Below are 24412 nucleotides of genomic sequence, written 5' to 3'. Positions count from 1 at the left end.
GTTCTCGCGTTCATGCCGCCTGTTCCGCTGCCGCCACCGGTACTGCCAGGAGGATCGATGCGCTGATCGACGCGCTCAGTGCTTCGGCTCACGGCCGAGTCGCCGCCGCCAGTCCCGGGCGCCGGTCAGACGGAGCAGCCGCGACTGCAGCCGACTGCCCTTCGGCGTGTAGGGGTACCAGTGCAGCTCTGTCCTGAGCCTGATCCGCTCGGAAACGATGGACTGCTGCCGGCAGTACTTCAGTACTCCGTTCGCGCCCCCGGAACGGCTACCCAGGCCCGAGGTCTTCCAGCCGCTCATCGGGAGGGGGAGCTGAAAGGTGCTGATCATAACATTGTTGATGTTGACGGCACCGGCCTCGATGCGCCGTGCCACCCGGTCCGCCCGCTTCCGGTCCCGGGTCCACACACTCGCGGAGAGGCCGTAGGGCGAATCGTTCGTCAGTCGGATCGCTTCTTCCTCATCCGCCACCTTCATGATGGGAAGCGTCGGACCGAAGGTCTCCTCCCGCATGCACGTCATCGAGTGGTCGACGTCGAGCAGAACGGTCGGCTCGAAGAAAAGGCCCTCTTCGCGCCGCCTGCCGCCGGTAAGAACCCTGGCGCCCTGGCGGACCGCCTCGTCGACATGACGTTCGACCGTCTGGAGTTGGTTGGCGTTGGCCATCGCGCCGATGTCGGAGCTGTAACTGCCGTCGGGATCCATGCCCTGGCGCAGGCTGCCGGCTATGTCGACGACCTTCGCGACGAACTCGTCGTAGATGGGCGCCTCGACGTAGCATCGTTCGACGGAGATACAGATCTGGCCGGAGTTCCACATCGATCCCCACACCGCCGCGCGGGCCGAGCGCTCCAGATCCGCGTCGGACAGCACAACCATTGCGTCCTTGCCGCCGAGCTCGAGACTGCACGGCACGAGGCGCTCCGCCGCCCGCGCCGCGATCTTCCGACCGGTCCGGGTGGAACCGGTGAACATGATCATGTCCACTTCCTCGACGACCGCGGCGCCGGTCTCCGGCCCGCCCGTCATGGTGGCCAGGACAGGTGGCGCGCCGATGTCCTCAAGCCACCCGCGAGTTGCCTCGGCCCAGGTCATCGGCGTGAACTCGGACGGCTTGAACATGACCGCCGCGCCGGCCATGAGGGCGGGCACTCCGTCGAGCATGGGACCGCCGAGCGGGCCGTTCCACGGGGTGAGCATGCCGACGAGCTGGTAGGGCCGCGCTAACACGCGCAGACGCTTGGTGAGGCCCGAGGCGCCCCACGACCTCACCTTCCGGTCCGCGAGGAAGTCCTTCGTGTGCTTGCCGTAGTAGTTGATCAGATCCACGGCCATGCCGATCTCGAGGCCCGCATCGCCCCAGGACTTTCCGGTTTCCTCCTGCATGATCCCGACCAGACGTTTTTCATTGTCGAGGAGCCAGTCGAGAAAACGCAGCATGTGGCGTGACCTGCCGTCGGGGCCGAGATCTTCCCAGGCCGGCTGCGCGGCACGCAGCCGGGCCGCGGCCGCCGCGACCTGCGCCGGACCCATGTCGGGCACGCTGCCCACCAGACGGCCGTCCGCGGGGCAGCGGACCTCGCGCATTCTCGGCTCCACGACGTCGATGCCCGTCGCGCCGGGGTTGATGTCAATGGTCATGACGAGTTCTCCCTACCTGGTGGGCACGGCCGCGGCAGCCTCCCCGGCTGCCCGGCCCAGCACGAGCGCGGCCCGTGCCGCCGCGCAGACCAGCGCACCGCGCTGATTGAGACCTCGGTGCTCGAAGGTCACGACGCCCTGTCCTGGCCGAGACGCGGACTCCCGGGTGCCGATGACCTCGGTTTCCGCGTAGAGGGTGTCGCCGACGAAGACCGGAGCCGGAAAGCTGATGGAAGTGAAGCCCAGATTGGCCACCGTCGTGCCCTCGGTGAGATCCGCGACCGAGAGGCCGACGACGGTCGACATGGTGAACAGGCTGTTTACCAGGCGCTGTCCGAACTCCGTCGTCGAGGCAAATGCCGCGTCGAGGTGCAGGCTCTGGGTATTGCCGGTCAGGGTCGTGAACAGGACGTTGTCGGCCTCGGTGACGGTCCTGCCCGGGCGGTGGCGGTAGACGTCGCCGACCACGAGCTCCTCGAACCAACGCCCCCGCCGCTGGTGCACGGTCATGGCGCTATTCCTTCCCGCCGTTGTCAGCCAGCGCGTCGCGGTGGTCAGGGTGTGCTATCGCGATGAGGGCCTCGGCACGCTCGACGGTGCTGAGGCCGTCGAGTCGGGCGACACCGTGTTCGGTGACGACGACGTCGACGCACATCCGTGGCAGGGTCACCGCCTCGACCCGAGCGACGATCTTCGAGTGGCGCGCGCCGGAGGTGGCCGAGGGCAGCGCGATGATCCGCAGCCCGCCGTTGGACCGGCCCGCCGCTTCGACGAAGTCGAGACTGCCGCCGACGCCGGACACCTGCTGGCTCCGGAGCATCTCGCTGTTGACGTTGCCGAGCAGGTCGACTTCGAGCGCCGAGTTGACGCTCACGAAGCGGTCCATGGCGCCGAGGCGCGCCGGGTCGTGTGCGTACGTCGACGGGCGCAGGACGACACTCGGATTGCGATCGGCGAACCGCATGAGACGCTCAGAACCCATGAGTTCGGGTGAGAGGATCGCCGGCTCGGGCCCGATCCCGGGCCCGCTCGCCGCGCCGCGCGGCGCCGCGCGTTCCAAGAGATCGACCATCTGGTCGGTGCCCATGCCGGCGAAACGCAGCGGTCCGAAGTCAGCCTCGGCCAGGACGCCGACGAGCGATTCCGGGATGGCACCGATACCGATCTGCAGCACCGGACCGGGCGGCAGCAGGTCCAGCACCACCTCGGCGATGCGCCGGCTGGTCTCGTCGGGCGGCTGCGACCGGTGGTACGCGGCCGGGGTGTCCGCCTCCACCAGAGCGTCGAAGACGGACTCGTCCACCTCGGTCTCGCCGCAGGTCCGCGGGAGATCCGGGTCGACCTCGCCGATGCGCACCGCAGCCAGTTCCAGCGCGCTGAGACCGTAGCTCACCGACGGGCCCAACGACACCCGCCCCGATCCGTCCGGCGGGGTGACCCGGACCAGTGCGGCGCCGAGTGGACGGGCGACGAGCATCGCGTGCAGCCGCGAGGAGCGCATCGGAACATAGCCGACGGTGCCCTCCGCCACTGGGCCGCGGGCGGCGGCCGAGACGTGCCACGTCCGGTAGCACAGCTCGCCGAAACGCACCGCGTCGAGGAACGGAAGGTCCCCGAGGAGCAGGCCGCTGCCGAGTGTCCATCCCCGTCCCGTCGCGGCCGCGCCGAGTTCCGCGAGTAACGTCCGGGGCGCGCCACAGCCGGGCCCGGCGACAATCCATGAACCGTCCGGAATGAGCGACAGCGCGTCCTGCGCTTTACGATAAATAGTCACCGATGCGCCTCCACGGCACCCGCGGCGAACGTCGCGTCGAAGGCGGTCTGGTCGGTTCCGCACACAGTCATTCCCCCACCGGCTCGAGCATGCGGACGGTCGCCGTACCGGTCAGCACCACCACGCCGGACTGGTTCGTCGTCGTCAGCTGAAGATCGACGCATGATCCCGGCCGGGCCTCCCGCACCGCCGTCACGACAGCCACGGCCGTGAGTTCGTCACCGGGCCACACGGAGGCCAGAAACCGGGCGCCGAAGGCGGTGAGGCGGTCGTCGCCCCACCACTCGGTGAGAAGCGAGCCCGTCACCGCCATCGTGAGCATGCCGTGGGCCATGACTGACGGGTAACCGAGTTCCATGGCGGCCGGCTCGTCCACGTGCAGCGGGCTGAGGTCGCCCGTCGCGCCGGCGAACTGCACGATCTGCGTGCGGGTCACTTCGGGACAGACCACCGCCCGGCGCTGGTCCCCGATCCGGGGGAGGATCATGGCATCCCCTCCGCGGGTGGCGTCTCCACCAGGATCATCCGGGACCGCACGCTCAGCGCACCGTTCGGGAACCGGTAATCGGTGATGACTTCACGGAACCGCAGGCGGCCGCCGTGGCGACTTTTCTTCTCCCACCGACGGCCGTCGGTTCGCTCGACCTCGAGAACGTCGCCCACGCGGATCGGCGCGTGGTATTCGAAGTGCTGCTCCGCGTGCAGGAGGGAACCGCCGTCCGGTAATGCCGCGAGCGGCCCGGTCGGCCGAAGGTTACGCAGGTGCTCCGAATCGTGCAGCGCGGACGCCGCGACGAAGGTCGGGGGCACCGGCGCAGGAGGGTCGAGCGCGGCGAGGCCGGCGAGGCCGGGTGGCGGGGCCCCGATGGCACGACCGAAGGCGAGCAGGTGACCCTGCTCGACGACGAAGCGGGACGGTGCCATGTCAGGCCCCAGGGATGGCGGCGGCCTCGGTGACCGGGCGGAAACGGGGAAGCGCCACGCCCGCGCCGGTGTCGTGGAAGACGACCTCGACGCACTGCCCGATGAACACCTCGGCCGGGTCGCACTCCACGACGTTCGTGAGCATCTTGGGACCCTCGTCGAGTTCGACGAGCGCGAGTACGTAGCTCCCCGCGTCCTTGTAGTCGAGGATCCCGCGGCTGGTCACCGTCGTGCTGTGCACCGTGCCGCGCCCGGATGCCGCCGTCCACAGCAGGTCGGTGCTGTGACAGGCCGGGCAGAGAAACCGCGGGTACCACACGCACCGATCGCACTCGGCACAGCGCTGAATCAGCAGGCGTCCCGTTGCGGTCGCCTTCCAGAAGGTCTCGGTCTCCGGCGTGATGTCCGGAACCGGCGCGGGGAGCGTCACGCGTCCTCCCTCCCGAGGATGACCGTCGCGTTGCCCATGCGGGTCGTCAACCAGCCGCCGGTCCCGTGTGCGAGGGCGATCTCGCACCCGGGTACCTGCACCGCGGGATGCGCCTCGCCACGCACCTGGCGGACCGCCTCGATAATCTTGGTCATCCCGCCACGGTTGGCGGGATGGTTGTTGCACAGCGAGCCGCCGTCGGTGTTGAACGGCAGCACGCCGTGTGGCGCGTGCAGCGCGCCGTCCAGGACGAAGCGTCCGCCCTCGCCCTTCGCGCAGAAGCCGAGATCCTCGATGGCCAGCAGCGCGGTGATGGTGAAGGAGTCGTACAGACCGACGTAGTCGACGTCGGCGGGAGTGACGCGGGCCTCCTCGAAGGCGTCCCGTCCCGACCGCACGGCGCCGGTGACGGTGATGTCCTGCCAGCCGCCGTGGCTGTGCTCGATCGCCTCGCCGTGCCCGAGGACCTTCACGCACCGCCGGTCGAGGCCGCGGGCGATGTCCTCGTTGACCAGGACCAGCGCCCCGCCGCCGTCGGTGACGACGCAGCAGTCGAGTCGGTGCAGCGGGCTGCTGACCATGGGCGAGGAGACGACCTGCTCGACGGTGACGGGCTTACGGAGCAGGGCGTTTTCGTTGTGCTGGGCGTGCAGCGATGCCGCCACCTTGATCTCCGCGAGCTGCTCACTGGTCGTGCCGTACCGATACACGTGCCGGGCCGCCGCCAGTGCGTACACCGCGCTCACGTTCAGGCCGAAGACCGGCTCGAATCCGGCTTCCGGGGGCGCGCCCATGAGCTGGCCGGGCGCTCGCAGTGACGTCGTACGGGGACGCCCCCCGAGCGTGATGAGGGCGACGTTGCACTTGCCGGCGGCGATGGCCGCCGCCGCGTGGCCGACGTGGCTGAGGTAGACCGATCCGCCCATGTCGGAGCTGTCCATGTACCGGACGCGCAGGCCGAGATAGTCGGCCATGGCGAGCCCGCCCAGGCCCGGGGCGTCGGCGGCGCAGAAGTAGGCGTCGACGTCGGCGAGGGTCAGTCCGGCGTCGGCGAGTGCGCCCAGCGCGACCTCGGCGTGGATTCGCGGGATCGAATGGTCGGGGAGCTCGCGCCCGGGATGCTCGTAGGCCCCGGCGATGAAGGCCTTGCCTCGGATGCTCATACGAAGGGGTTCACCGGGGCCGCGTCGGTGATCGGCCGGAAGGTGGCCTCGAGTTCCTTGCCGAGGGTTCCCAGGTTCCATGCCTTTCCTGGCGCTCGGACGGTGGCGATGGGCTTCGGGTCGCTGTACAGGTTGATCTCCAGCCCGCGGGCGTGAAGAACATGACCGTTGCACCATCCGGACTGTTCGGAGGCGAGCCAGGCCGCGAGGGGCGCAATGTTGTCCGGCGACAGCTCGTCCTGGCCAAGTCCGTCCACGCCCGACTTGCGCGCGGTGTCCGTCATCCGGGTCGCTGCGGCCGGTGAGACCGCGTTGGTGGTGACGCCGTACCGCTTCAACGCGACGGCGCAGGAGTACGTGAGACCGACGATCCCCATCTTGGCCGCGGAGTAGTTCGGCTGCCCGGGGGCACCGTGCAGACCGGCGCGGGAGGTGTAGTTGATGACGCGGTGCTGGGCGTTCGGGTCCCCGAGCTGCCGCCAGTACGCCGACGCGGACTGAATGGTGTTGAAGTGGCCCTTGAGATGCACCCGGATGACCGCGTCCCATTCGGTCTCGGTCATGTTGAAGATCATCCGGTCTCGCAGAATGCCGGCAACGTTGACGAGGATGTCGAGCTTGCCGAAGGTGTCGACGGCGGACGCCACCATCTCCTGGACGGCTTCGTGATCGCTGACGTCGGCCCCGTTGGCCAGCGCCCTGCCTCCCGAGGCCTGAATCTCGCGCACGAGCTCCTCACCCGGGCTGCCGTCGGACTCCAGTCCGCTCAGCGACGCGCCGACGTCATTGACGACGACCGACGCGCCTTCCAGCGCGAAGAGCTTCGCGACCGATGCCCCGATGCCACGTCCCGCGCCGGTGACGATGGCCACGCGACCGTCCAGCGATCCCATGTGTTCTCCCTCAACGACCATTCGGGAACGGCTTGCCACCGCGTCGATGCAGCGGCAAGGCAAGCTTCCTCATTTTTCTACTCTGCATTTGATTAGATTTCAAGCGATACCGCTATTGGACCGACGCAGCCGCCTCGGGCGACTTCTCCGGCAGGGCCGGGTCGGGATCGGGTGGATCGGGCGGTGGTTCCTCGCTCGTCGTGACGGTTCGCGTGGCGTCGCGACCACGGGTGACCACCCTGCCCTGCCGCCAGACGGCGAAGGCGACGGCGGTGATCACGGCGGTGCCGTTGAAGATGTCCGCGAGCCACTGGACACCGGTGACGAGCTGAAGTCCCTTGATCCCGGTGGCCAGGGCGTACATCGCGATCAGCGTCCCCCAGACGTTGAAGCGTCCCGGGGTGAGCTGCGTGGACCCGAGGAAGACCGCGGCGAACGCGGGCAGCAGAAGCGCGCCGCCGAAGGTGAGCGACGGACCGCTGAGTGAGGCGTACAGGACACCCCCGACGCCACACAAGGTGCTGGAGGTGACCAGCATGAGGAACGTCCACAGCCGCGTGCGGACTCCCGACAGCCGCGCCGCCTCCACGTTGCCACCGACCGCGTGGACGTAGCGGCCCGCGGGCGTGTGGTTCAGCGCCCACCAGGCCAGCACGGCGATGACGAGAAGGTAGAGCACGATGATCTGGAACCCGGCCACCTCACGCTGGGTGAGTTGCGTCCACGCACGGGAGGCCGGCGGGAGAGGCTGGCTCTGGCCCGACACGATCGACTGCACGGCCAGGATGATGGACGCGGAGCCGAGGGTGGCGATGAACGAGTTCACCTTCAGCCTCGTGACGATGAAGCCGTTGACGACGCCCACCGCCAGGCTCGCCGCCACCGTGACACCGATGGCGGGCCACATTCCCCACCCCTGCTCCGTCTGGAGCACCGTGACCAGGATCGTGGCCAGGTTCACGGTCGCCCCGACCGAGAGGTCGTAGGCCCCGGCGGCCATGGGCATCAGGACCGCGAGGGCGACGATCGCGCCGACGGCCTGCTGGGAGGCCACCGAATGTAGGGTGCCGGTGGTGAGAAAGAGGTCCGGGGTCCAGATACCGAAGACCACGATGAACAGCGCCCAGAGGTAGAGGCCGCTGAACCGGTCGAAACCGAGGCGGAGACCGCGCCGCGTGCTCATGCCGCGCGCGCCTGCGTCGCGGCCCCCGAACCGAGAGACTCGCGGGTGATCGTGGCGACCGAGATCTCGTCACCCACGAGCTCCGCGACCACCCGCCCGGCCCGCAGGACGAGCACCCGGTGGGACAGCGCCACGACCTCGTCGATGTCGGCGGAGCTCACGACCGCACCCGCGCCGGCCGCCACCGCGGCGAGCAGCTGCCGATGGATCTCCGCCTTCGCACCGATGTCGACGCCCTGGGTCGGCTCGTCGAGCAGCAGCGCCGTCGGCGAGCACCGTAGCCATTTCGCGACGAGCACCTTCTGCTGGTTGCCTCCGCTGAGCGAGAACAGCGGCCGCTCCGCCGCGTCGGCCGGGCGGACGTCCAGGCGCGCAAACCAGTCGCGTGCCTGGGACGACTCCGCCCGACGGCGCAGCAGGGGGGCTCGCCAGAAATCGCCGAGCCGGGGAAGCGTGAGATTCTCCCGCGCGGTCAGGCTCATCACTCCCCCGTGGAGTTTGCGGTCCGCCGGCAGGTACACCAGGCCGGCCGCGATGGAGTCCCGCGGGCCGGCGACGGGCCGGGCACCAGCGCCGACCCGCACCGTTCCCCGGGACCGGGCGACGGCTCCGAAGATCGCGGGTAGCAATGTGTCCCGACCCGACCCGGTCAGTCCGGCGATGCCGACCACCTCCCCCGCCCGGACCCGCAGGTCTATGTCGCGCAGCGGGCCGGCCGCGAGATCGGCCACGGCGAGCACGACGTCCTCGCCGACCGGAAGCGCCGTGGAGGCCGCATGGGCCTCATCGAGCCCCCGGCCGATGAGATGGTGAACGAGGGTCGTGTGATCGATGTCGCGCACCGAGGTGGTGACCACCTTCTGACCGTCCCGCAGGACGCTCACCCGGTCGGCGAGCTCGAAGACCTCGTCCAGATGGTGGGTGACATAAACGACACCGATGCCGCGGGCGGAGATGGTCCGGACGATCTCCAGCAGATGCCGGACCTCCTCCACCGGCAGGGTGGCCGTGGGCTCGTCGAGGACGAGCAGGCCGGCCGCCCTCCCGTCGTCCTCCCGCAGGGCCCGCGCCACCGCGACACCGGTCTTCATCGCCGGCGACAACGCGGAGACGGGCTGGTGGGGATCGATGTCCAGGCCGACGATCTCCAGGGCCGCCGCGACGCGCCGCCGTAGCTCACGCCCGCGCACCGTCCCCCACCGCGTGGGGAAGCCTGTCGTGAGCGACAGATTGTCGGCGACGGAGAGGCTCTCCACCAGGCCGAGGTCCTGATGGACGAAGCGACAGCCGAGGTCGTAGGAGGAATCCGGAGCGCCGAAGGGTAACGGAGATCCGCCGACGAAGACCTCTCCCCCCGGGTCGGGTGTGTGGTAGCCGGAGAGGATCTTGATGAAGGTCGACTTGCCGGAGCCGTTCTCGCCCAGCAACGCGTGCACCTCACCGGGCGCGATCGTGAGGTCGAACGCCTGTAACGCCGGTGTCGCGACGAAGGTCTTCGTCAGTCCCCGGACCTCCAGGCGGTGCGTGGTCGCCTCGGCATCGCCGGCGGGCGGCCGAGGTAACCCGGCCGTCACGAGAGCTTCCACAGCTTGGTGAACTGCGCCTGATAGTCAGTCGGACGGTCGATGGAGTCCGCCGGCGTGCCGACGGTCGCCTTGGTCAGCAGCTGGAGCGGCAGCAGCACGGCGCTGTCCCGCACCGGTGTTCCCTCGGCGTGGCGCAGCGCGATGTCGACGCCCTTCCACGCCATGATCTTGAAGGGGAGAAGGCTGAACGCGGCGGAGTCTCCGGTCAGCAGCTCCTGCTGGTTGAACTTCGCCGGGTTGATCCCGATGAGCTGGACCTTGTCCAGGCCGGCCGCCCGCACCGCGGCCTGCAGACCCTGGGTCCATTCACCCTGAGGGGTCATCACGTAGGTGATGTCCGGCTTGCGCTGCAGCGCGGAGACGACCGCGGGAACCACGCCGTTGCTCGCGACCTGCGCCAGCGTCAGGTCGACCGTGTCGGTGACGCAGTCGGTGCATCCCTTCCGCACGGTTGTCGTGAAGGCATCGATGGCGATCTTGAGTGCGCCGACGTCAGGGACGTTGACGGCCAGGGCCTTGCCCTTGCCGTTCGAGTCGGCGATGAAGTAGTTCGCGACGGCGGCGGCCTGCGCTCGGGCGTCCACCGGACCGTCGAGCCCGGCGGGTACCGCCGGCCCGGTCTTGACCTCCCCCACCGCCACCGGGATGAGCGGCACACCGGCCTTCTCGAAGGCGGGCACCTGGCCGGCCCAGACGGCCTCCGGGATGCCGGCGAAGACCACCCCGACCGGCTTCGGGTTCATCTGGAGGGCCTGCTGCATCCCGGCGATCAGCGTCGCGGGGTTGGCCAACGTGATCGGCAGGCTCTTGTACTGCAGGCCGGCGGCGTGGGCCGCATCCTTCATCCCGCTGCCGAGCACCTGGCACAGCCCGGTCTCGCAGGACAGGAACACGATGGTCTGGCCGCCGCGCGGCTTTTCCCGCAGCGGCTGGTCGATGCCGATGGACGTCGGCGGTTTGAGGAGCTTGTCGACCTCGGCCTGGGCCGCGCTCACCTGAGCGGACCCTGACCCGGATGCCCCTGACCCGGACGACGGGGCTTGTGCCTCCTGGCCGCCGTCCGAGCTTCCACAGGCAGCCAGAGCGACGGCCGCCGCGAGTAACGCCGTCGGGATCAATGCGCGGCATCGGCGCCCTGCCGAGGCCCGCGGCAACCGGATCGTCGTGTGGGACACCGTGTCTCCTCCAGTCGGATGCCGGCCCGTCTCCACGCCGCCGACCCCTCGATAAATGTGTCCATCATCACAGAATATTTGTCAAAATCTACACTGATTTTGAATCTGGTCAAGAGCTTCGCGAGGTGCGGGTGCTGGTGGGGCCGCGACCGCGACGGCCCCACCAGCGGGTGGTGTCAGCGCGCGACAGTGACGGGCAGGCTGATCGGACCGCGAGCGAAACCAGGCCGGTACTTCGGCGTGAAGTCCGGGTCGATCTCGAAACGGCTCAGCGCGCAGATGGCTCTGATGCTCGCCTTGAGCTCACGCCGGGCGAGATGGTTGCCGAGGCAGCGGTGGATGCCGGCGCCGAAGGCCACGTGGGAAGGCGCGTTCTCGCGCGCGAAGTCGAGCGTGTCCGGCTCGGGGAACTGCGCCGGGTCCCGGTTGGCGGCGGCCCAGTTGAGCAGGACACGATCGCCCGCCCTCATCGGGCACCCGCTCATTCGGGTGGCCTCGGTCACGGTGCGGCCGGCGGTCGGCACCGGGGACTCGAAGCGCAGGAACTCCTCGACGACCCGGCCGAGCAACTGGTCGTCCGCGTCGCGGAGCTCCGCGCGCACCGCCTGGTGGGTGCCGAGGTAATAGCCGATGCTCCCCAGACCGCCCATGGTCGTCTCCATACCTGCCATGATCATGAGGTTGATGGTCTCGATGCGCTGCTTCTCGTCGAGGTGCAGCCCATCGTCGCCGGTCAGGCCCATGTGGGCGATGGTGCCCGCGAGATCGTCCCGGCGGCCCTCACCGCGGCGCTGTTCGAGGAGCGCCGCACCCCAGCCCAGCAGCCTGGGCGCAACCTCCATGGCCCGTTCCGGACGGGTGAGCAGGATCTCGAGGACCTCGAGCACCCAGCCGATCTCCGACTCCTTCTGCTCGAGGAAGCCCTCGAAGAAGACCAGGGGCGGCAGGAGGTTGACGAAGCTCACGACGAAGTCGACGGAGCCGCTCTCCGAGCAGCGGTCGAGGAGCCGGTCCACCAGCCCCTGGATGTCCTCCTCCTGGCTCTTGAGCGCCTCGGGCGCGAAGAACGGATTCAGCAGGCGGCGGATCCCACGATGCAGCGGAGGATCGGTCTCCAGCGGGATCATCCGCAGCACGTCGAGGTCGAACTGGACGGGTGAGGCGCCCTGTGCGTTGCTGAAGGCCTTCCAGCTGGTCGCGGCAGCCATCACGTCCGCATAGTCGTTGACCACCCAGAAGCCGGCGTTCCGCTCGCTCCAGGGCTGGTCGCTCCACGCCACCGGGCACGACTCGCGCAGCGCGTTCATCCTCGGCCAGAAGTCGTCCGCCAGGGTCGGATCAAGCGGGCTGAAGGAAATCGTCTCGTAGGAAGCGTCGGTCGTCTCGCCCGTCGCAGCAGCAGCCTCGTCCATCATTTCTCCCGCCAGGTGTCGGTCCCCCCTGCGCCGCCCTGGTCGATGAGCGTCGCGCAAGGCGCGTCCAGGCTCTATAATCTGCGTTAGATTCAAATTAGGTCAAGACCGGTGACAGCACGGACGGCTGGGTCCAGGGCGCGCGGGCGGGCTGGTCCGGCGCACACGCCGAGGAGGAGGCGAGTCATGCCCAAAGTGACGTTCATCCGGCCCAACGGTGAGACGACCGTGGTCGACGGCGCCGACGGCACGTCGATCATGCAGACCGCCGTGAGCGCCGGCATCACGGAGGTGGTGGCCGAATGCGGCGGCACACTCGCCTGCGCGACCTGCCACGTGTATGTCCACGACGGCCCGATCGACGCGCTGCCCGAAGCGTCCGGCGACGAGGAGGAGATGCTCGACTTCACGGCCTGCCCCCGCGAGCCGACCAGCCGCCTGTCCTGCCAGCTCCCGCTGAGTCCCCAGACCGACGGGCTGGTCGTGCGCGTGCCACCGGAGCAGTACTGATGTCGAATCGGACGGTCGTCGTCGCCGGGGCCGGGCAGGCCGGAAGCCAGGCTGCGGCATCGCTGCGGGACGAGGGCTTCCAGGGCCGGATCGTGCTCGTTGGTGCGGAGCGCCACGCGCCCTACCAACGTCCGCCCCTATCGAAGGGCTACCTCACCGGCAAGGTTCCGCCCGAGCGGCTCGCGCTGCGACCACCCTCGTTCTACGACGACATCAACGTCGAACTGCGGCTGGGAACCCCGGTGACCAGCATCGATGTGGACGCCCGCAGTGTGGGGCTCGGGAACGGAGAGCGGCTGGAGTACCACGACCTCGTCCTGGCCCTCGGCGCGCGCAACCGCGGCCTGCCCATCGACGGGGCCGACCTGGACGGAGTGCTCACACTCCGCAGTCTCGCGGATGCCGAGGAGGTGCGCCGACGACTGCCGGCAGCGAGCTCCGTCGTCGTCATCGGCGGCGGCTTCATCGGTCTCGAAATCGCCGCCACGGCGGTCGGGCTGGGCATCGCCACGACGGTGTTCGAGGTCGCCGAGCAGCTCATGGCCCGCGTTCTGTCGCCCGGCACCGCCTCCTTCCTCGTCGAGGCGCACCGGCGGCGCGGGATGCGGATCGATCTCGGCACCAGCGCCGCCACCATTACCGGAACCCACGGGCAGGTACGCGCCGTGTGGACGTCGGACGGCCGCTCGGTTCCGGCGGACCTTGTCCTCGTCGGAATCGGCGCGGTCCCCAACACCGAGGTCGCCGCGGAGGCCGGGCTGCTCGTCGACAACGGCATCGTCACCGACCCGCATCTGCGCACGTCCGATCCACACGTCTGGGCCATCGGCGACTGCGCGAGCTTTCCCTGCGCCTACGCGGACGGCCGTCAGATGCGCCTGGAATCCGTCCAGAACGCGGTGGCGCAGGCACGAGCCGTCGCCGCCGCACTCGCCGGCCGCGCGGAGTACTTCCGGGCTGTGCCCTGGTTCTGGAGCGACCAGGCGGATCTCAAGATTCAGATCGCCGGCCTGCCGACCGGCCGGGACACCGTCATCATGTACGGCGAAGCCGAGCAGGAACGCTTCTCCGCGTTCTGTTTCGCCGGCGATCGGCTGCTCGGGGTGGAGTCCGTCAATCGGCCCGCTGATCATCTCGCCGCGCGCAGGCTGCTGGAACTCGGCATCCCGCTACGGCCGGTGGACCTCACACGCCCGGGCTTCGACCTTCGGGCGCTCGCCTCGGGCCGCTCTGCCGCCGTCGCCCCCGCGTCCTGACGACGCGAATGCGCCGGGCGGCCTTCTGCCGGCCCAGCGCATCCGCGTCGCCAGGGTGAGAGCGCCTTCGTCAGGCGGCGCGCCTTCGTCAGGTGGCGCGCCGATCCGACCTGGCGACGACGAACCCCAGCGCCTGGAGGTCGACGGTCGTGTCCGTGATGCCGCGCTCGCGCAGCTTGAACTTCTGGACCCGTCCATTGACATTGACCGGAAGCGCGTCGAAGTACTCGACGTACCGAGGAATCGCGTAATACGGCAGGTTGTGGCGGAAAAACTCGAACAGCTCCGCCAGGTCGACCGTCACGCCGGATCTGAGCACGATACAGGCCTTGATGTCGTCCTCGGACAGCTCCGACGGCACCGCGTGCACAGCGACCGCCGCGAAGGCGGTATGGTTCATGATCGCGGTTTCGAGCTCCATGGACGACACGTTCTCTCCGCGTCGACGAAGAGAATCCTTCTTCCGGTCGACGAACCAGAAATAACCGCGCTCGTCCATGCGGCCGCTGTCTCCGGTGTGATGCCACAGGTCACGAAAGGCCTCCACCGTCGCGGCATCGTTGTTCCAGTACCCCGAGAAGAGTCGATGGGGCGCGTCCGGACGGATGACGATCTCGCCGACCTGACCGACCGGAACCTCCCGGCCCTCCTCATCCATGAGCTTGACCTGCAGACCGGGCGTCACCGTGCCCATGCTCCCGGGACACCGCGGGCCGCGCGGGTCGCCGAGCAGAGCCGGCCAGCACTCCGACTGGCCGAAGACCTCGGCGAAGGGTTCGATACCGAACCGTTCGGCGAACGCCCTGATGAGATCCGGCGACGACGGCATGAAGGTAATGTGCCGGAGACGGTGGTTCCGCTCGTCGGCGAGGGCCGGTGTCGCGAGGATGGCCAGTCCCATCGCGCCCATGCCCATGGCCGCCGTGGCACCGGTCTCCCGGATGCGGGCCATATAGGTTCTGGCGCTGAAGGCGGGTTCCACGATGACCGAGCCCCGCACGGCGAGCGCGGCCGCCACGAGCCAGGTCTGCCCACTGAAGTGAAAGAGCGGGTTGGCCCCAAAAACGACGTCGCCGGGCTCGTACCAGCCATAGTCGACGAAGACCGTGACCAGGTTGCAGTAGTAACCATGGGTGATGGTGCAGCCCTTGGAAGCGCCGGTCGTACCCGAGGTGAAGATGATCACACAGACATCATCCGACCCGATGTCCACGGGCCGGAGATCCGCGCCGCACCTCTCCAGATCGACGTAGGGCAACGCATCGGGCAGAGCGGCCCGATCGCCGTCGTCACCGGCACTGGCACTGGCACCGACGAGGACGAGGTCCCGGATACCACTGTCGGCCAGCATCGGCGCCAGCAGGCGGAGCGCCTGGGCGTCACCGATGTACACCCGGGGCGTCGTCTGGACGAGCTGGTGGCGCAGAAACTCCCCCCGCAGATAGGTGTTCAACGGCACCTGAATCGCCCCGGTCTTGGCGATCGCGCAGATGAGGACGACGTACTCGATGCGATTGGGCAGATTCACCGCGACCCGGTCACCCTTGCCGACGCCAAGCTGCTGGAGCCCCGCGGCGACCCGGTCGGAGAGTCGGTCCAACTCACCGAGCGTCATCCACGGACTCGCGCACTGCACGAAGTGGCGGTCGGGATCAAGCCCCGCCTCCTCGCGTAACCAGTCTCCGAAGACGCGTCCGACGTGCTTGCCCGCCTCGCCGATTCGCGTTTCACCACCGTTGTTCGGCGCCAGGTTGGCAACCGTGCTCACTGTTCCTCCTCGGATGTCGTGCACTGGTGACTCACGTGGCCGGGGCCGGGCCGGGGACGCTCGAGCCGGTCGTATCAGTAGCTCTTCGGAAGACCGAGGACGTGGTGGGAGAGGTAGGCGAGGATGAGCTCCTGCGGGATCGGGGCGATCTTCATGAGCCTCGCCTCCCGCCAGTAGCGGACGACGTGGTACTCCTCCGCGTAGCCGAAGCCACCGTGCGTCTGTAGGGCCGCGTCGGCAGCGGCGAAACCGGCCTCCGCGGCGAGGTACTTCGCCGTGTTGGCCTCGGCGCCCGCGGAAAGGCCCTGGTCGATCGCCCACGCAGCCTGGCGGGTGACCAGTTCCGCGGCCCGTAGCCGAGCATGGGCGTCCGCGAGCGGGAACGCCACCCCCTGATTGGTCCCGATCGGGCGGCCGTACACCACCCGATCGTTGGCGTAGGCGACCGCGCGACGCAGGGCGGCCACGCCGATGCCGATCGCCTCCGAGGCGATGAGCACGCGCTCCGCGTTCAGACCGTCGAGGAGGTAGCGGAAGCCGTGTCCCTCCTCCCCGACCCGGTCAGAGACGTGAACCATCAGGTCGTCGTAGACCGTTTCGCACGAGGAGACCGCGTTGCGGCCCGCCTTCGCGATCGGGGTGATGGTGACCGCGGGATCGGTGAGATCGGCCATGAGCAACGTCAGCCCGTCGGTACGCCGCACGCATTCCTCCGCCGGCGTGGTGCGCACCAGAAGCAGGACGCGGTCCGCGTCCAGCGCCTTCGAGGTCCATACTTTCGCCCCCCGCACGCGGTAGTGGTCCCCCTCGCGCACCGCGGACGTCCGAATGGCGAGGGTCTCGGTTCCCGCATCGGGTTCGGTGACGCCGAAGGCGACATGCAGGCTGCCGTCCGCCACCCGCGGGAGGTAGCGCCGCTTCAGCTCGGCCGACCCGTACTTCTCTACCGGGTGCATTCCGAAGATGGAAAGGTGAACAGCGCTGCAGCCGTTCATCGCCGCGCCGGACGCCGCTATCTCCTGCAGGATGACCGAAGCTTCGACGATGCCGCGCCCGCCACCGCCGTAGTCCTCTCCGATGGCGATACCGATCCAGCCACCCTCGGCGAGCGCGGCGTAGAAGTCCCACGGGAACTCGTGTTTCGCATCGCGCTCGGCCCAGTACTCGTCGTCAAACTTCCGGCAAATGCCCCGGGCCGCGTCCCGGATGAGCTCAATGTCCGCGTTCGGCGTGAAATCCACCGGATGATCTCCTCCTCAGTCGGACGGGCCGAGCTGCAGCGACTTGAGCTCGTAGAACTCGAGCAGGCCGTGAACACCCAGCTCCCGGCCGGTGCCGGACTGGCGGTAACCACCGAACGGAGCGAGCGGGTTGAACCACGAGCCGTTGATGTCGACCTGCCCGGTCCGCAGCCGGCGCGCGACCCGCTGCGCCCGCGCCGGATCGGCCGACCACACGGCACCGGCGAGACCGTAGATGCTCGCGTTCGCGATCTCGACCGCCTCGTCCTCGTCGCCGTAGGGGATGATCGCCAGCACCGGGCCGAAGACCTCCTCCCGCGCGATTCCCATATCCGGGCGGACGTCGGTGAAGACGGTCGGCGCGACGAAGTAGCCGTCGGCGGCTCCCGGCGGCGGCTGCGTGCCACCGGCCAGCAGGCGGGCACCCTCGGCGAGGGCCCGCTCGATGTGCTCGCGAACCCGGCTCTGCTGGGCCTCGGACCCGAGCGGTCCGAAGTTGGTCGAGGGCTCGAGGGGATCGCCGGCGCGGTATCCCTGAAGCCGGGCCATCACCAGATCCTCGACCTCGCCGAGGCGGTCACGCGGGACGAGCATGCGGGTCCAGGCCGTGCAGGTCTGGCCGGAGTTGGTGAAGCAGTTGGCGACGCCGACCTTCACGGCCTGCGCGAGGTCGGCGTCGTCGAGGATGATGTTGGCCGACTTGCCGCCCAGTTCCAGGGCGACACGTTTGACGGTCTGCGCCGCCGCTGCCCCGATCCGGCGTCCCGCCGCGGTCGAGCCGGTAAAGTGGATCATGTCGACGCCAGGGTGGGCGACCAGCGGCTCCCCGACCGAGGCCGCGGTGCCGGAGAGCAGGTTGAACACCCCTGGCGGGAAGCCCGCCTCCGCCATGAGATCGGCGAACACGAACGCCGACAGCGGTGCGACCTCGGACGGCTTGACCACGACGGTGCAGCCCGTGGCCAGGGCGGCACCCACCTTTCCGACCACCTGCTGCAGGGAGTAGTTCCACGCCGTGATGGCCGCGACCACGCCGATCGGCTCACGCACCACCAGCGAGTCACCGATCCGTTCCTCGATCGGCAGCGTCGGCAGCAGTTCACGGTAGGTCGCCAGCACCCGGATCGGCAGGCCCACCTGAACCAGACGGGAGACCTTGATCGGGGTTCCCACCTCGCTGGAGATGAGCCGGGCCAGGTCCTCGACCCTCTCCGCCATCAGCGTCTCCACCCGGGCCAGGAGACCGAGCCGCTCCTCAAGTGGCGCACCCGACCAGGTGGGGAAGGCCCGACGCGCGGCGGCGACCGCCAGGTCGACGTCCGCCGCGGTGCCGTCTGGCACCCGTCCCAGGACCTTGCCCGTCGCGGCACCGTGGACGTCCAGCATCCGTCCTGCGGCCGACGCCCGCCAACCGCCGTCGATGAAAAGACTGTCACGTTCGATCATGTCCGCTCCCGTCATCACCGTCATCGCGGTGTCTTCGCGTGCAGGCGACGCATCCTCGTGAGCCAGCCGTCGTAATCCGCGGCCTTCCCGCGGAAGTACTGCTCCACTTTCGGATGCGTGAGAATAAGGAACTGCTCCGTTCGGATACCCGCCACGACGGCCGCCGCTGCATCGTCGGGGTCTATGGCTCCCGCCACGGCGAACCATTCACCCTGCGCGCCGCGCAGCATGTCGGTGCGTACCCCTTCGGCGACGATGCACGACACCTTGATGCCCTGCGCGCCATGATGAATCGACAGCCACTCCGTGAGCCCCACCACGGCGTGTTTGCTCGCCGTGTAAGGAGCATTCCCGAGCGCGGTCAACAGTCCCGCCGCCGACGCGTTCTGGACGAGGTATCCCTCACCCCGCGCGAGCATGTGGGGCAGCACCGCCCGGGCCGCGTACACCTGGGCCATCACGTTGACGTCCCACATCTCCTGCCACGCGGCGTTCGAGGCCCAGACATTGCCCCGGTCCTGCAGCGGCGTCACGCCGTCGTGCGGCTCGCCCCACAGGACACCCGCGTTGGCGACGAAGACGTCGATCCGGCCCCGCACCTCGATGACATCCCGCACGAGCGCACGGATCTGGGCCTCGTCGCGCACATCTACCACCCGACCGAGACCGCCGACCTCTGTGGCCACGCGCCGCGTGCCGGCGGCATCGATGTCGCAGACCACCATCGAGGCCCCCTCGGCGGCGAACCGCCGGCACATCGCCTCTCCCATGCCGTTCGCACCACCGGTGACGACGACGACCTTGTCCCTCAGCTCCATGACGGCCGCACCTGGCCGGTCAGCCGAGGCCGGTCAGCGCGGCGGTGTTAAACCAGAGGATCTTGCGCTCGGCGACCGGGTCGTCGAGCTCGGCCACAGTCTTCTCGTAGTCCCGGGGCTCGGCGAGTCCCTCGGGGTGGGGGTAGTCGGACCCGAAGATCACGTGGTCCACGCCCAGATGCCCGACGACCTCGATCAGATCGTCCTCCCAGAAGGGGGACACCCAGACGTGCTCCTTGAACTGCGCCACGGGGTCCGAGGCGAAGAAACCGGGCCGCTGGAAACCCGCCCGGTTGAGGCCGGCCAGCAGGAGCGGAAGGAACTCGGCACCATTCTCTACCGACGCAATCCGCAGCGTCGGGAACCGCTCGAACAGCTTGTCGCAGACCAGCGCTCCGAGGTAGGTGCCGATCGCCCGGTCGTGGCCCACGGCGACCTCCAGCGGCGGGGCGACACCGCCGATGATGTTGCCGTGGTGCTCGACGTACTTGTCCAGACCCGCCCCGCCCACCTCGCCGACGTGCGGGACACAGGTCGCGCCGGCCTCCGCGATCCGGGCCCAGATCGGATCGAAACGCTCACTGCCGGGACTCACCCAACCGTCCGCGGTGTAGACCGCCTGCGGGCGGACCACGAACAGGCGGGCCCCGTGGGCCAGGCCGTGTTCGACCTCGGCCACGGCAGCGTCTACGTCACCGAAGGCGAGGTACGGCGCGGTGAAGATGCGGTCGGCGTGGTTGTATCCCCAGTCGTCCAGCAGGTAGCGGTTGAACGCCCTGAACGCGACGGCCGCGGCGGCGACGTCGTACTGGAGGCTCTCCTCGATGCCCATGCCGAGGGAGGGCAGCAACCAGATGGCCTGGAGCTCCTGGGAGTCCATCCGGGTGATCCGGGCCTCGCGGTCGCGGTAGTGGGCCGGGATCGGCTCGCGCTGGGCGAGGTACTCCGCGAGCGGCTTTCCGGCCTTGTTGCCCCGAAAGTAGTCGGACATGACGCCCGGCTGGACGATGGGGTCGAAGGTCGGGTTCGTGACGGTTTTATCCGTCTTTCCCCCGACGATCAGGCGTACCCTCTTGTCGATGGTCGCGACCTGCACCGTGCGTTCGGCCCAGCCCTTCGGGCAGTGCCGAGTGAACGCGTCCAGGGGCTCGTAATAGTGCTGGTCGCAGTCGAAGACCGGTAAGACTGCCTCTGACATCGGGAACCTCATTCGGGAAAGGCTCGCGTTACGCACGGAATCACGCGTGAACGTCGTTTTCTAATTCTAATCTCAATTTTTTACTGGTCAAGTCGACGGGACTCGCGATGAGCAACGCATCGACGACGACGCCGCCGCGCGCCGATACCAGCGCCGGGTTGATCTCGATCTCCGCCAGCCCGTGCGCCCGCAGCACCTCGCCCAGCCCGTTGAGGGTCGTGGCGAGCCAGGCGAAGGAGACCGGTTCGCCGCCCCGGAACCCCTCAAAAAGTTCCGCCGTCCGCAGTCGGGACGCCGCCCGGCGCAGCGTGGGCTCGTCGCACGGCAGCGGCACCGACTCCACGTCGCGGAGCACTTCGACCGCGGCGCCGCCGAGGCCGAAGCTCCCGAACACTCCCAGCGGACCGGCGTCACGGACGGTGAGAACCAGTTCCACACCGCCGGAGACCATCTTCTGCACGATCCAGGGGCGGGGGCCGTCCGCCGCCCACCGGCCCCGCATCTCGCTCAGCGCCGCCGCCACCGCCGGCGCGGAGCCGAGCCCGACGGCGACCAGGCCAAGCTCCGTCCGGTGCGCCACCGCCGCGTCACCCGACTTCAGGACGACGGGGTAACCGATCTCCTCTGCGGCCTTCAGTACCGAGAAAGTGGCGTCGGCGCACACCCGCATCGGGCAGACGTCGACTCCGGCGGACGCCAGCAGCATGAGGGCATCCGCCCCGCCGACCACCCCGCCGGCGGTCCCGGCCGTGGCCGTCCCCGACAGCACCGACGGCACCGCCGTCCCCGACAGCACCAACTGCGTCGGCTCCCGCGCCGGGCCGAGCAGGGCCCGGACGACCCGGCCGAGGTCGGACGGGGTCTGCGCGACCAGGACGCCCGCGGCGCGCAGGAGGGCGATGTGGGGTCCGAGCGCCGGGCCGCCGTACCAGAGCACGACGAACGGCTTGCGGGAGCTCTCGCGCACCGCGAGGACGTCATCGACGCTGGACTGGTTCCACCCACGCGCGCCCATCGGCAGCGGGACACACACCGCTTCGACCGCCGGGTCGTCGGCCACCGCGGCGAGGTAGTGCCGGAAGTCGTTCGGCATCGACCCGGGACCGACGTCGAGCGGGTTGAGGGCCGCCGCGAAGGATGGAGCCCGCTCCTTCACCCGGGCGAACGTCGCCCCCGACAGCGCAGGGAAGGTCACCCCGGCCGCGGCGAGCTGCTCCGTGGCGAGAACGGCCATACCGCCGGAGTACGCGACCATCCCCCACCGGCGCGGGAAACGCCCGCCGGGCTCACCGGTATCGGCACCGCCGAGTACCCACAGGTCGTCCGGATCGTCGACCACGGTCGCGCCCAGCGCTCGCAGCAGGGCCAGTTCGAGCTGGCCCCGCCCGACGATCTTGCCGGTGTGGCTGGCGGCCGCGCGCTCCCCGGCGGAGGTACGGCCCCCGAGATAGACGATGAACCGTTTGCCCGCCCGGGTGAGCTCGCGTACCGCCCGCGTGAGCAGTTCGCCGTCGCGGATGGACTCCAGGTACGCCGCGACCGTGTGGACGTCCGGGGCGCCGGCGAAGTACGCGAGGAAGTCGGGGACATCCATGTCGCGCTGGTTGCCGGTGCTCACGACATGCGAGACGCCGACCCCGGCCACCTTCGCCCGCTCGACCACGGTGCTCCCGATCGCCCCGCTCTGGGCGATGATCGCGAGGCCGCCGGCGGGGATCGGTTCCCCACCGGTCAGGACCGAGGTCATGCTCAACGCCAGTCCGGTGCGCACCGTGATCAGCCCGGTGCTGTTGGGGCCGACGACGTTGATTCCCTGCTCCCGCGCATACTCCAGCAGCGAGTGCTCCAGCCGCTCGCCCTCCTCCCCCATGTCGCCGAATCCGGCGGTGAGCATCAGGACCTGGCGAGCGCCCACCGCCGCGCACTGTTCGAGCACCCCCCGCACCCGATGGGCCGGCACCGCGACGACGACCACGTCCGGCACGTCCGGCAGGAGGGTCAGGGACCGCAGAGCCGGACGGCCGTCGACCTCGACGGCCGTCGGGTGAATGACGGTGACCCGCCCGGCGTAGCCGTAGGTCCCGAGGTGGTCGAGCACCGCCCGACCACCCGCTTTGTAGGCCTCGGTGACCTCGGTGGAGACCCCGACGATCGCGACGGAGTGGGGATCCAGGAAACGGGCGACGACGTCGGGCCGTAGCCCGGCGCGGCGATCGGCGCCTTCCTGCGCGGTCATGTCCGGCCTCCTTCACCGCTGTCCGGCCCATCGTCGACGGGTGTCGCCGGCATCAGTCGTCGCGCCAGGTGCGAAACGGTAGGTTCATCAGGCTCCGCGTCTGCCCGCCGTGCGTCTCGAGGACCGCGTCGGGCGGAAGGGAGAAGCGCGGTATGCGCCGGAAGATCTCCTCGAAGGCGATGGTCAGCTCCATGCGGGCCAGGTGCATCCCGACACAGCGGTGGCTGCCTCCACCGAAGACCAGTGTCGAGGCGATCTTCCGGTCGATGAGCAGCTCGTTCGCGTCCGGGAAGGCCTCCTCGTCGCGGTGCGCGGACGCGAGCGGCAGCACCACCCGGTCGCCGGGCTGCAGCTGCGTTCCGCCCAGCACCCGCGACTCCATGACGGTCCGGCTCGCATGGACGATCGGCTCGTAGCGCAGCAGTTCCTCGACGGCCCCGGGGATGAGTGACGGGTCGGCCGCGATCCGGTCCTGCAGGTCGGGCCGTCGGGCGAGGTGCAGGAAGCTGAAGCCGAGCACCGTCGTGACCGTGTCGAGCCCGGCGAGCACCAGGACATAGGCGAAATTGAGGATCTCGTGGTAATCCATCTTCCGCTGGCCCGGCAGTTCGGCGTCGATCAGCCGCGAGAGGATGTCCTCCCCGGGAGTTTCAAGCCGCTCGTCGAGCAGGCCCCGCAGAAAAGTGTTCAGTGCCCGGCCCGCTTTCAGCCGCGCGGCCGTCTGCGCCTCCACATCGCCGTGCGTGGCCCCCTCCGTCGTCGTGTGCAGGATTGTGCCCGCCCAGTCGCAGAGCTGGTCACGCTGCTCGACGCTGAAATCGAGGCCGACGAGTCGTAGGAAGACGGCGCCCGGAAACGGCCGGCCGAACTTCTCCATGAAGTCGAACTCACGCTCGGCCGCCATGCGCGCGGCCAGCTCCGCGGCCCGGGAACGGATCTCGTCAGCCATACCCCCGATCGCCCGGGGGCGGAAGATCGGATCGATGATCATGCGATAGCGACGGTGCTCCGGCGGGTCCACCTCGAGCGGGATCAGGGCCCGCGAGTGGCCCGGAGTCGGGGGCGTGTCGGCGGGCCAGGAGGAGAACGCCTTCGCGTCGTGCAGCACCTCGTTCAGATCGCGAAACCTGGAGACGACGAAGAAGCCGCCGTAGTTGCCGGTGTAGGCCACCGGACAGGCGGCCCGCAGTTTTGCGTAGTCGGCGTGGGGATCGAGAGCGAAGGCCGGATCGTAGTGGTCGTAGTCGTGACCGAGCGCCTCGGCCGCCCGGCACGCGGCGGGTCGGTCGTTCATCGGGTGGCCGCCTCGGCCGCACCGTGCGACGGGTGGCCACCGAGCTCCCGCAGCGCCAGGGAGTCCTGGTAGTAGACGTCAACCCGGACGACCAGACCATCCCGGAGGCGGTACAGATCGAGCACCTTCATCGGCATGCTGCGTCCCGTTCTTCGTGAGGTAAAGGTTCCGAACACCCGTACGAGAACCGCATCGCCCGCCGCATCCACCGTCGGGGGCTCCAGCCGCACGTCGTAGTCCCGGCCCACCGCCTTCAACAGCGCCACGAATCCGGACTTGCCCACCCACTCCCCGCCGAAGGGCAGGCTGGCGGCCTCGGCGAAGACGATGTCCTCCGCGAGAAGGCCGAGACAGGTGCTGACGTCGCCGGCCCCCAGGGCGGTCGTAAAGGCGCGGACCACAGCGACGGCGTCCGGTGCGATTGTCATGCCGCAGTTCCTCTCGTGGATTCACCCGGGCCGGAC

Annotated in this window: 22 protein-coding genes; 2 read left to right on the top strand and 20 right to left on the bottom strand. The window is 69.3% G+C overall.

Annotated features, from left to right (window positions below):
• Positions 1-75: 75 nt before the first annotated feature.
• From NBZ83_RS02235 to NBZ83_RS02180, 12 genes are all read right to left on the bottom strand, one after another.
• Complete coding sequence (locus NBZ83_RS02235) at positions 76-1641, bottom strand: aldehyde dehydrogenase family protein (RefSeq protein ID WP_261567232.1); 1566 nt, start codon at positions 1639-1641, stop codon at positions 76-78.
• 12 nt (positions 1642-1653) lie between these two features.
• Entirely contained in the window at positions 1654-2151 is a 498-nt protein-coding gene (locus NBZ83_RS02230) for a MaoC family dehydratase (RefSeq protein ID WP_261567231.1), read from the bottom strand.
• Positions 2152-2155: 4 nt separating this feature from the next.
• Positions 2156-3415 (bottom strand): acetyl-CoA hydrolase/transferase family protein, encoded by a 1260-nt coding sequence (locus NBZ83_RS33210; protein ID WP_261567230.1) that lies wholly within the window; start codon positions 3413-3415, stop codon positions 2156-2158.
• A 67-nt stretch (positions 3416-3482) separates the two neighbouring features.
• A complete protein-coding gene (locus NBZ83_RS02220; RefSeq protein ID WP_261567229.1) occupies positions 3483-3902 on the bottom strand; it encodes a MaoC family dehydratase in 420 nt (139 codons plus the stop codon).
• Positions 3899-4339 carry an FAS1-like dehydratase domain-containing protein gene (locus NBZ83_RS02215; RefSeq protein WP_261567228.1) on the bottom strand — a complete coding sequence of 147 codons (441 nt, stop codon included), beginning with the start codon at positions 4337-4339 and terminating at the stop codon, positions 3899-3901. Before NBZ83_RS02215 ends, NBZ83_RS02220 begins: the two co-directional genes overlap by 4 nt.
• A gap of 1 nt (position 4340) precedes the next feature.
• The gene (locus NBZ83_RS02210) at positions 4341-4769 is read right to left on the bottom strand and encodes a Zn-ribbon domain-containing OB-fold protein (protein WP_261567227.1); all 429 of its coding nucleotides are present in this window, start codon (positions 4767-4769) and stop codon (positions 4341-4343) included.
• Positions 4766-5932, bottom strand: coding sequence for a thiolase domain-containing protein (locus NBZ83_RS02205; protein WP_261567226.1), 1167 nt, complete (start codon positions 5930-5932; stop codon positions 4766-4768). The genes NBZ83_RS02210 and NBZ83_RS02205 overlap by 4 nt, the downstream gene beginning before the upstream one ends.
• A complete protein-coding gene (locus tag NBZ83_RS02200) occupies positions 5929-6825 on the bottom strand; it encodes an SDR family NAD(P)-dependent oxidoreductase (RefSeq protein ID WP_261567225.1) in 897 nt (298 codons plus the stop codon). The genes NBZ83_RS02205 and NBZ83_RS02200 overlap by 4 nt, the downstream gene beginning before the upstream one ends.
• Positions 6826-6937: 112 nt before the next feature.
• Entirely contained in the window at positions 6938-8008 is a 1071-nt protein-coding gene (locus tag NBZ83_RS02195; protein WP_261574223.1) for an ABC transporter permease, read from the bottom strand.
• A complete protein-coding gene (locus NBZ83_RS02190; protein WP_261574222.1) occupies positions 8005-9582 on the bottom strand; it encodes a sugar ABC transporter ATP-binding protein in 1578 nt (525 codons plus the stop codon). Before NBZ83_RS02190 ends, NBZ83_RS02195 begins: the two co-directional genes overlap by 4 nt.
• On the bottom strand, positions 9579-10589 hold the full coding sequence (locus NBZ83_RS02185) for a sugar ABC transporter substrate-binding protein (RefSeq protein ID WP_261567222.1): 1011 nt from the start codon (positions 10587-10589) through the stop codon (positions 9579-9581). Before NBZ83_RS02185 ends, NBZ83_RS02190 begins: the two co-directional genes overlap by 4 nt.
• A 356-nt stretch (positions 10590-10945) precedes the next feature.
• Positions 10946-12181, bottom strand: coding sequence for a cytochrome P450 (locus tag NBZ83_RS02180; protein WP_261574221.1), 1236 nt, complete (start codon positions 12179-12181; stop codon positions 10946-10948).
• Between the two features lie 186 nt (positions 12182-12367).
• Between NBZ83_RS02180 and NBZ83_RS02175 the strand changes: the two genes are divergently transcribed.
• Positions 12368-12691, top strand: coding sequence for a 2Fe-2S iron-sulfur cluster-binding protein (locus tag NBZ83_RS02175; protein ID WP_009399400.1), 324 nt, complete (start codon positions 12368-12370; stop codon positions 12689-12691).
• The gene (locus NBZ83_RS02170; RefSeq protein ID WP_261574220.1) at positions 12691-13947 is read left to right on the top strand and encodes an NAD(P)/FAD-dependent oxidoreductase; all 1257 of its coding nucleotides are present in this window, start codon (positions 12691-12693) and stop codon (positions 13945-13947) included. The genes NBZ83_RS02175 and NBZ83_RS02170 overlap by 1 nt, the downstream gene beginning before the upstream one ends.
• A gap of 88 nt (positions 13948-14035) precedes the next feature.
• Here the strand turns inward: NBZ83_RS02170 and NBZ83_RS02165 are convergent, their stop codons facing one another.
• The 8 genes from NBZ83_RS02165 to NBZ83_RS02130 form a co-directional block, all read right to left on the bottom strand.
• A complete protein-coding gene (locus NBZ83_RS02165; protein ID WP_261567219.1) occupies positions 14036-15715 on the bottom strand; it encodes an AMP-binding protein in 1680 nt (559 codons plus the stop codon).
• Positions 15716-15789: 74 nt separating this feature from the next.
• Positions 15790-16956: an acyl-CoA dehydrogenase family protein gene (locus tag NBZ83_RS33205; protein WP_261567218.1), complete on the bottom strand. Its 1167-nt coding sequence runs from the start codon at positions 16954-16956 to the stop codon at positions 15790-15792.
• A gap of 15 nt (positions 16957-16971) precedes the next feature.
• Positions 16972-18426, bottom strand: a complete 1455-nt coding sequence (locus NBZ83_RS02155) for an aldehyde dehydrogenase family protein (protein ID WP_261574219.1) — start codon at positions 18424-18426, stop codon at positions 16972-16974.
• Positions 18423-19220, bottom strand: coding sequence for an SDR family oxidoreductase (locus NBZ83_RS02150; protein ID WP_009399388.1), 798 nt, complete (start codon positions 19218-19220; stop codon positions 18423-18425). The genes NBZ83_RS02155 and NBZ83_RS02150 overlap by 4 nt, the downstream gene beginning before the upstream one ends.
• Before the next feature lie 19 nt (positions 19221-19239).
• On the bottom strand, positions 19240-20418 hold the full coding sequence (locus NBZ83_RS02145; RefSeq protein ID WP_261567216.1) for an amidohydrolase family protein: 1179 nt from the start codon (positions 20416-20418) through the stop codon (positions 19240-19242).
• A gap of 40 nt (positions 20419-20458) precedes the next feature.
• Positions 20459-22654 (bottom strand): acetate--CoA ligase family protein, encoded by a 2196-nt coding sequence (locus NBZ83_RS02140; protein WP_261574218.1) that lies wholly within the window; start codon positions 22652-22654, stop codon positions 20459-20461.
• A 52-nt stretch (positions 22655-22706) separates the two neighbouring features.
• Positions 22707-23948 carry a cytochrome P450 gene (locus NBZ83_RS02135; RefSeq protein ID WP_261574217.1) on the bottom strand — a complete coding sequence of 414 codons (1242 nt, stop codon included), beginning with the start codon at positions 23946-23948 and terminating at the stop codon, positions 22707-22709.
• Complete coding sequence (locus NBZ83_RS02130; RefSeq protein ID WP_261567213.1) at positions 23945-24376, bottom strand: nuclear transport factor 2 family protein; 432 nt, start codon at positions 24374-24376, stop codon at positions 23945-23947. Before NBZ83_RS02130 ends, NBZ83_RS02135 begins: the two co-directional genes overlap by 4 nt.
• Positions 24377-24412 lie beyond the last annotated feature (36 nt).

It is taken from the genome of Frankia gtarii (assembly GCF_025403375.1).
Taxonomy (GTDB): domain Bacteria; phylum Actinomycetota; class Actinomycetes; order Frankiales; family Frankiaceae; genus Frankia; species Frankia gtarii.
Note: the sequence above shows the minus strand (reverse complement) of the source record. Positions and strands in the feature narration are given on the sequence as shown.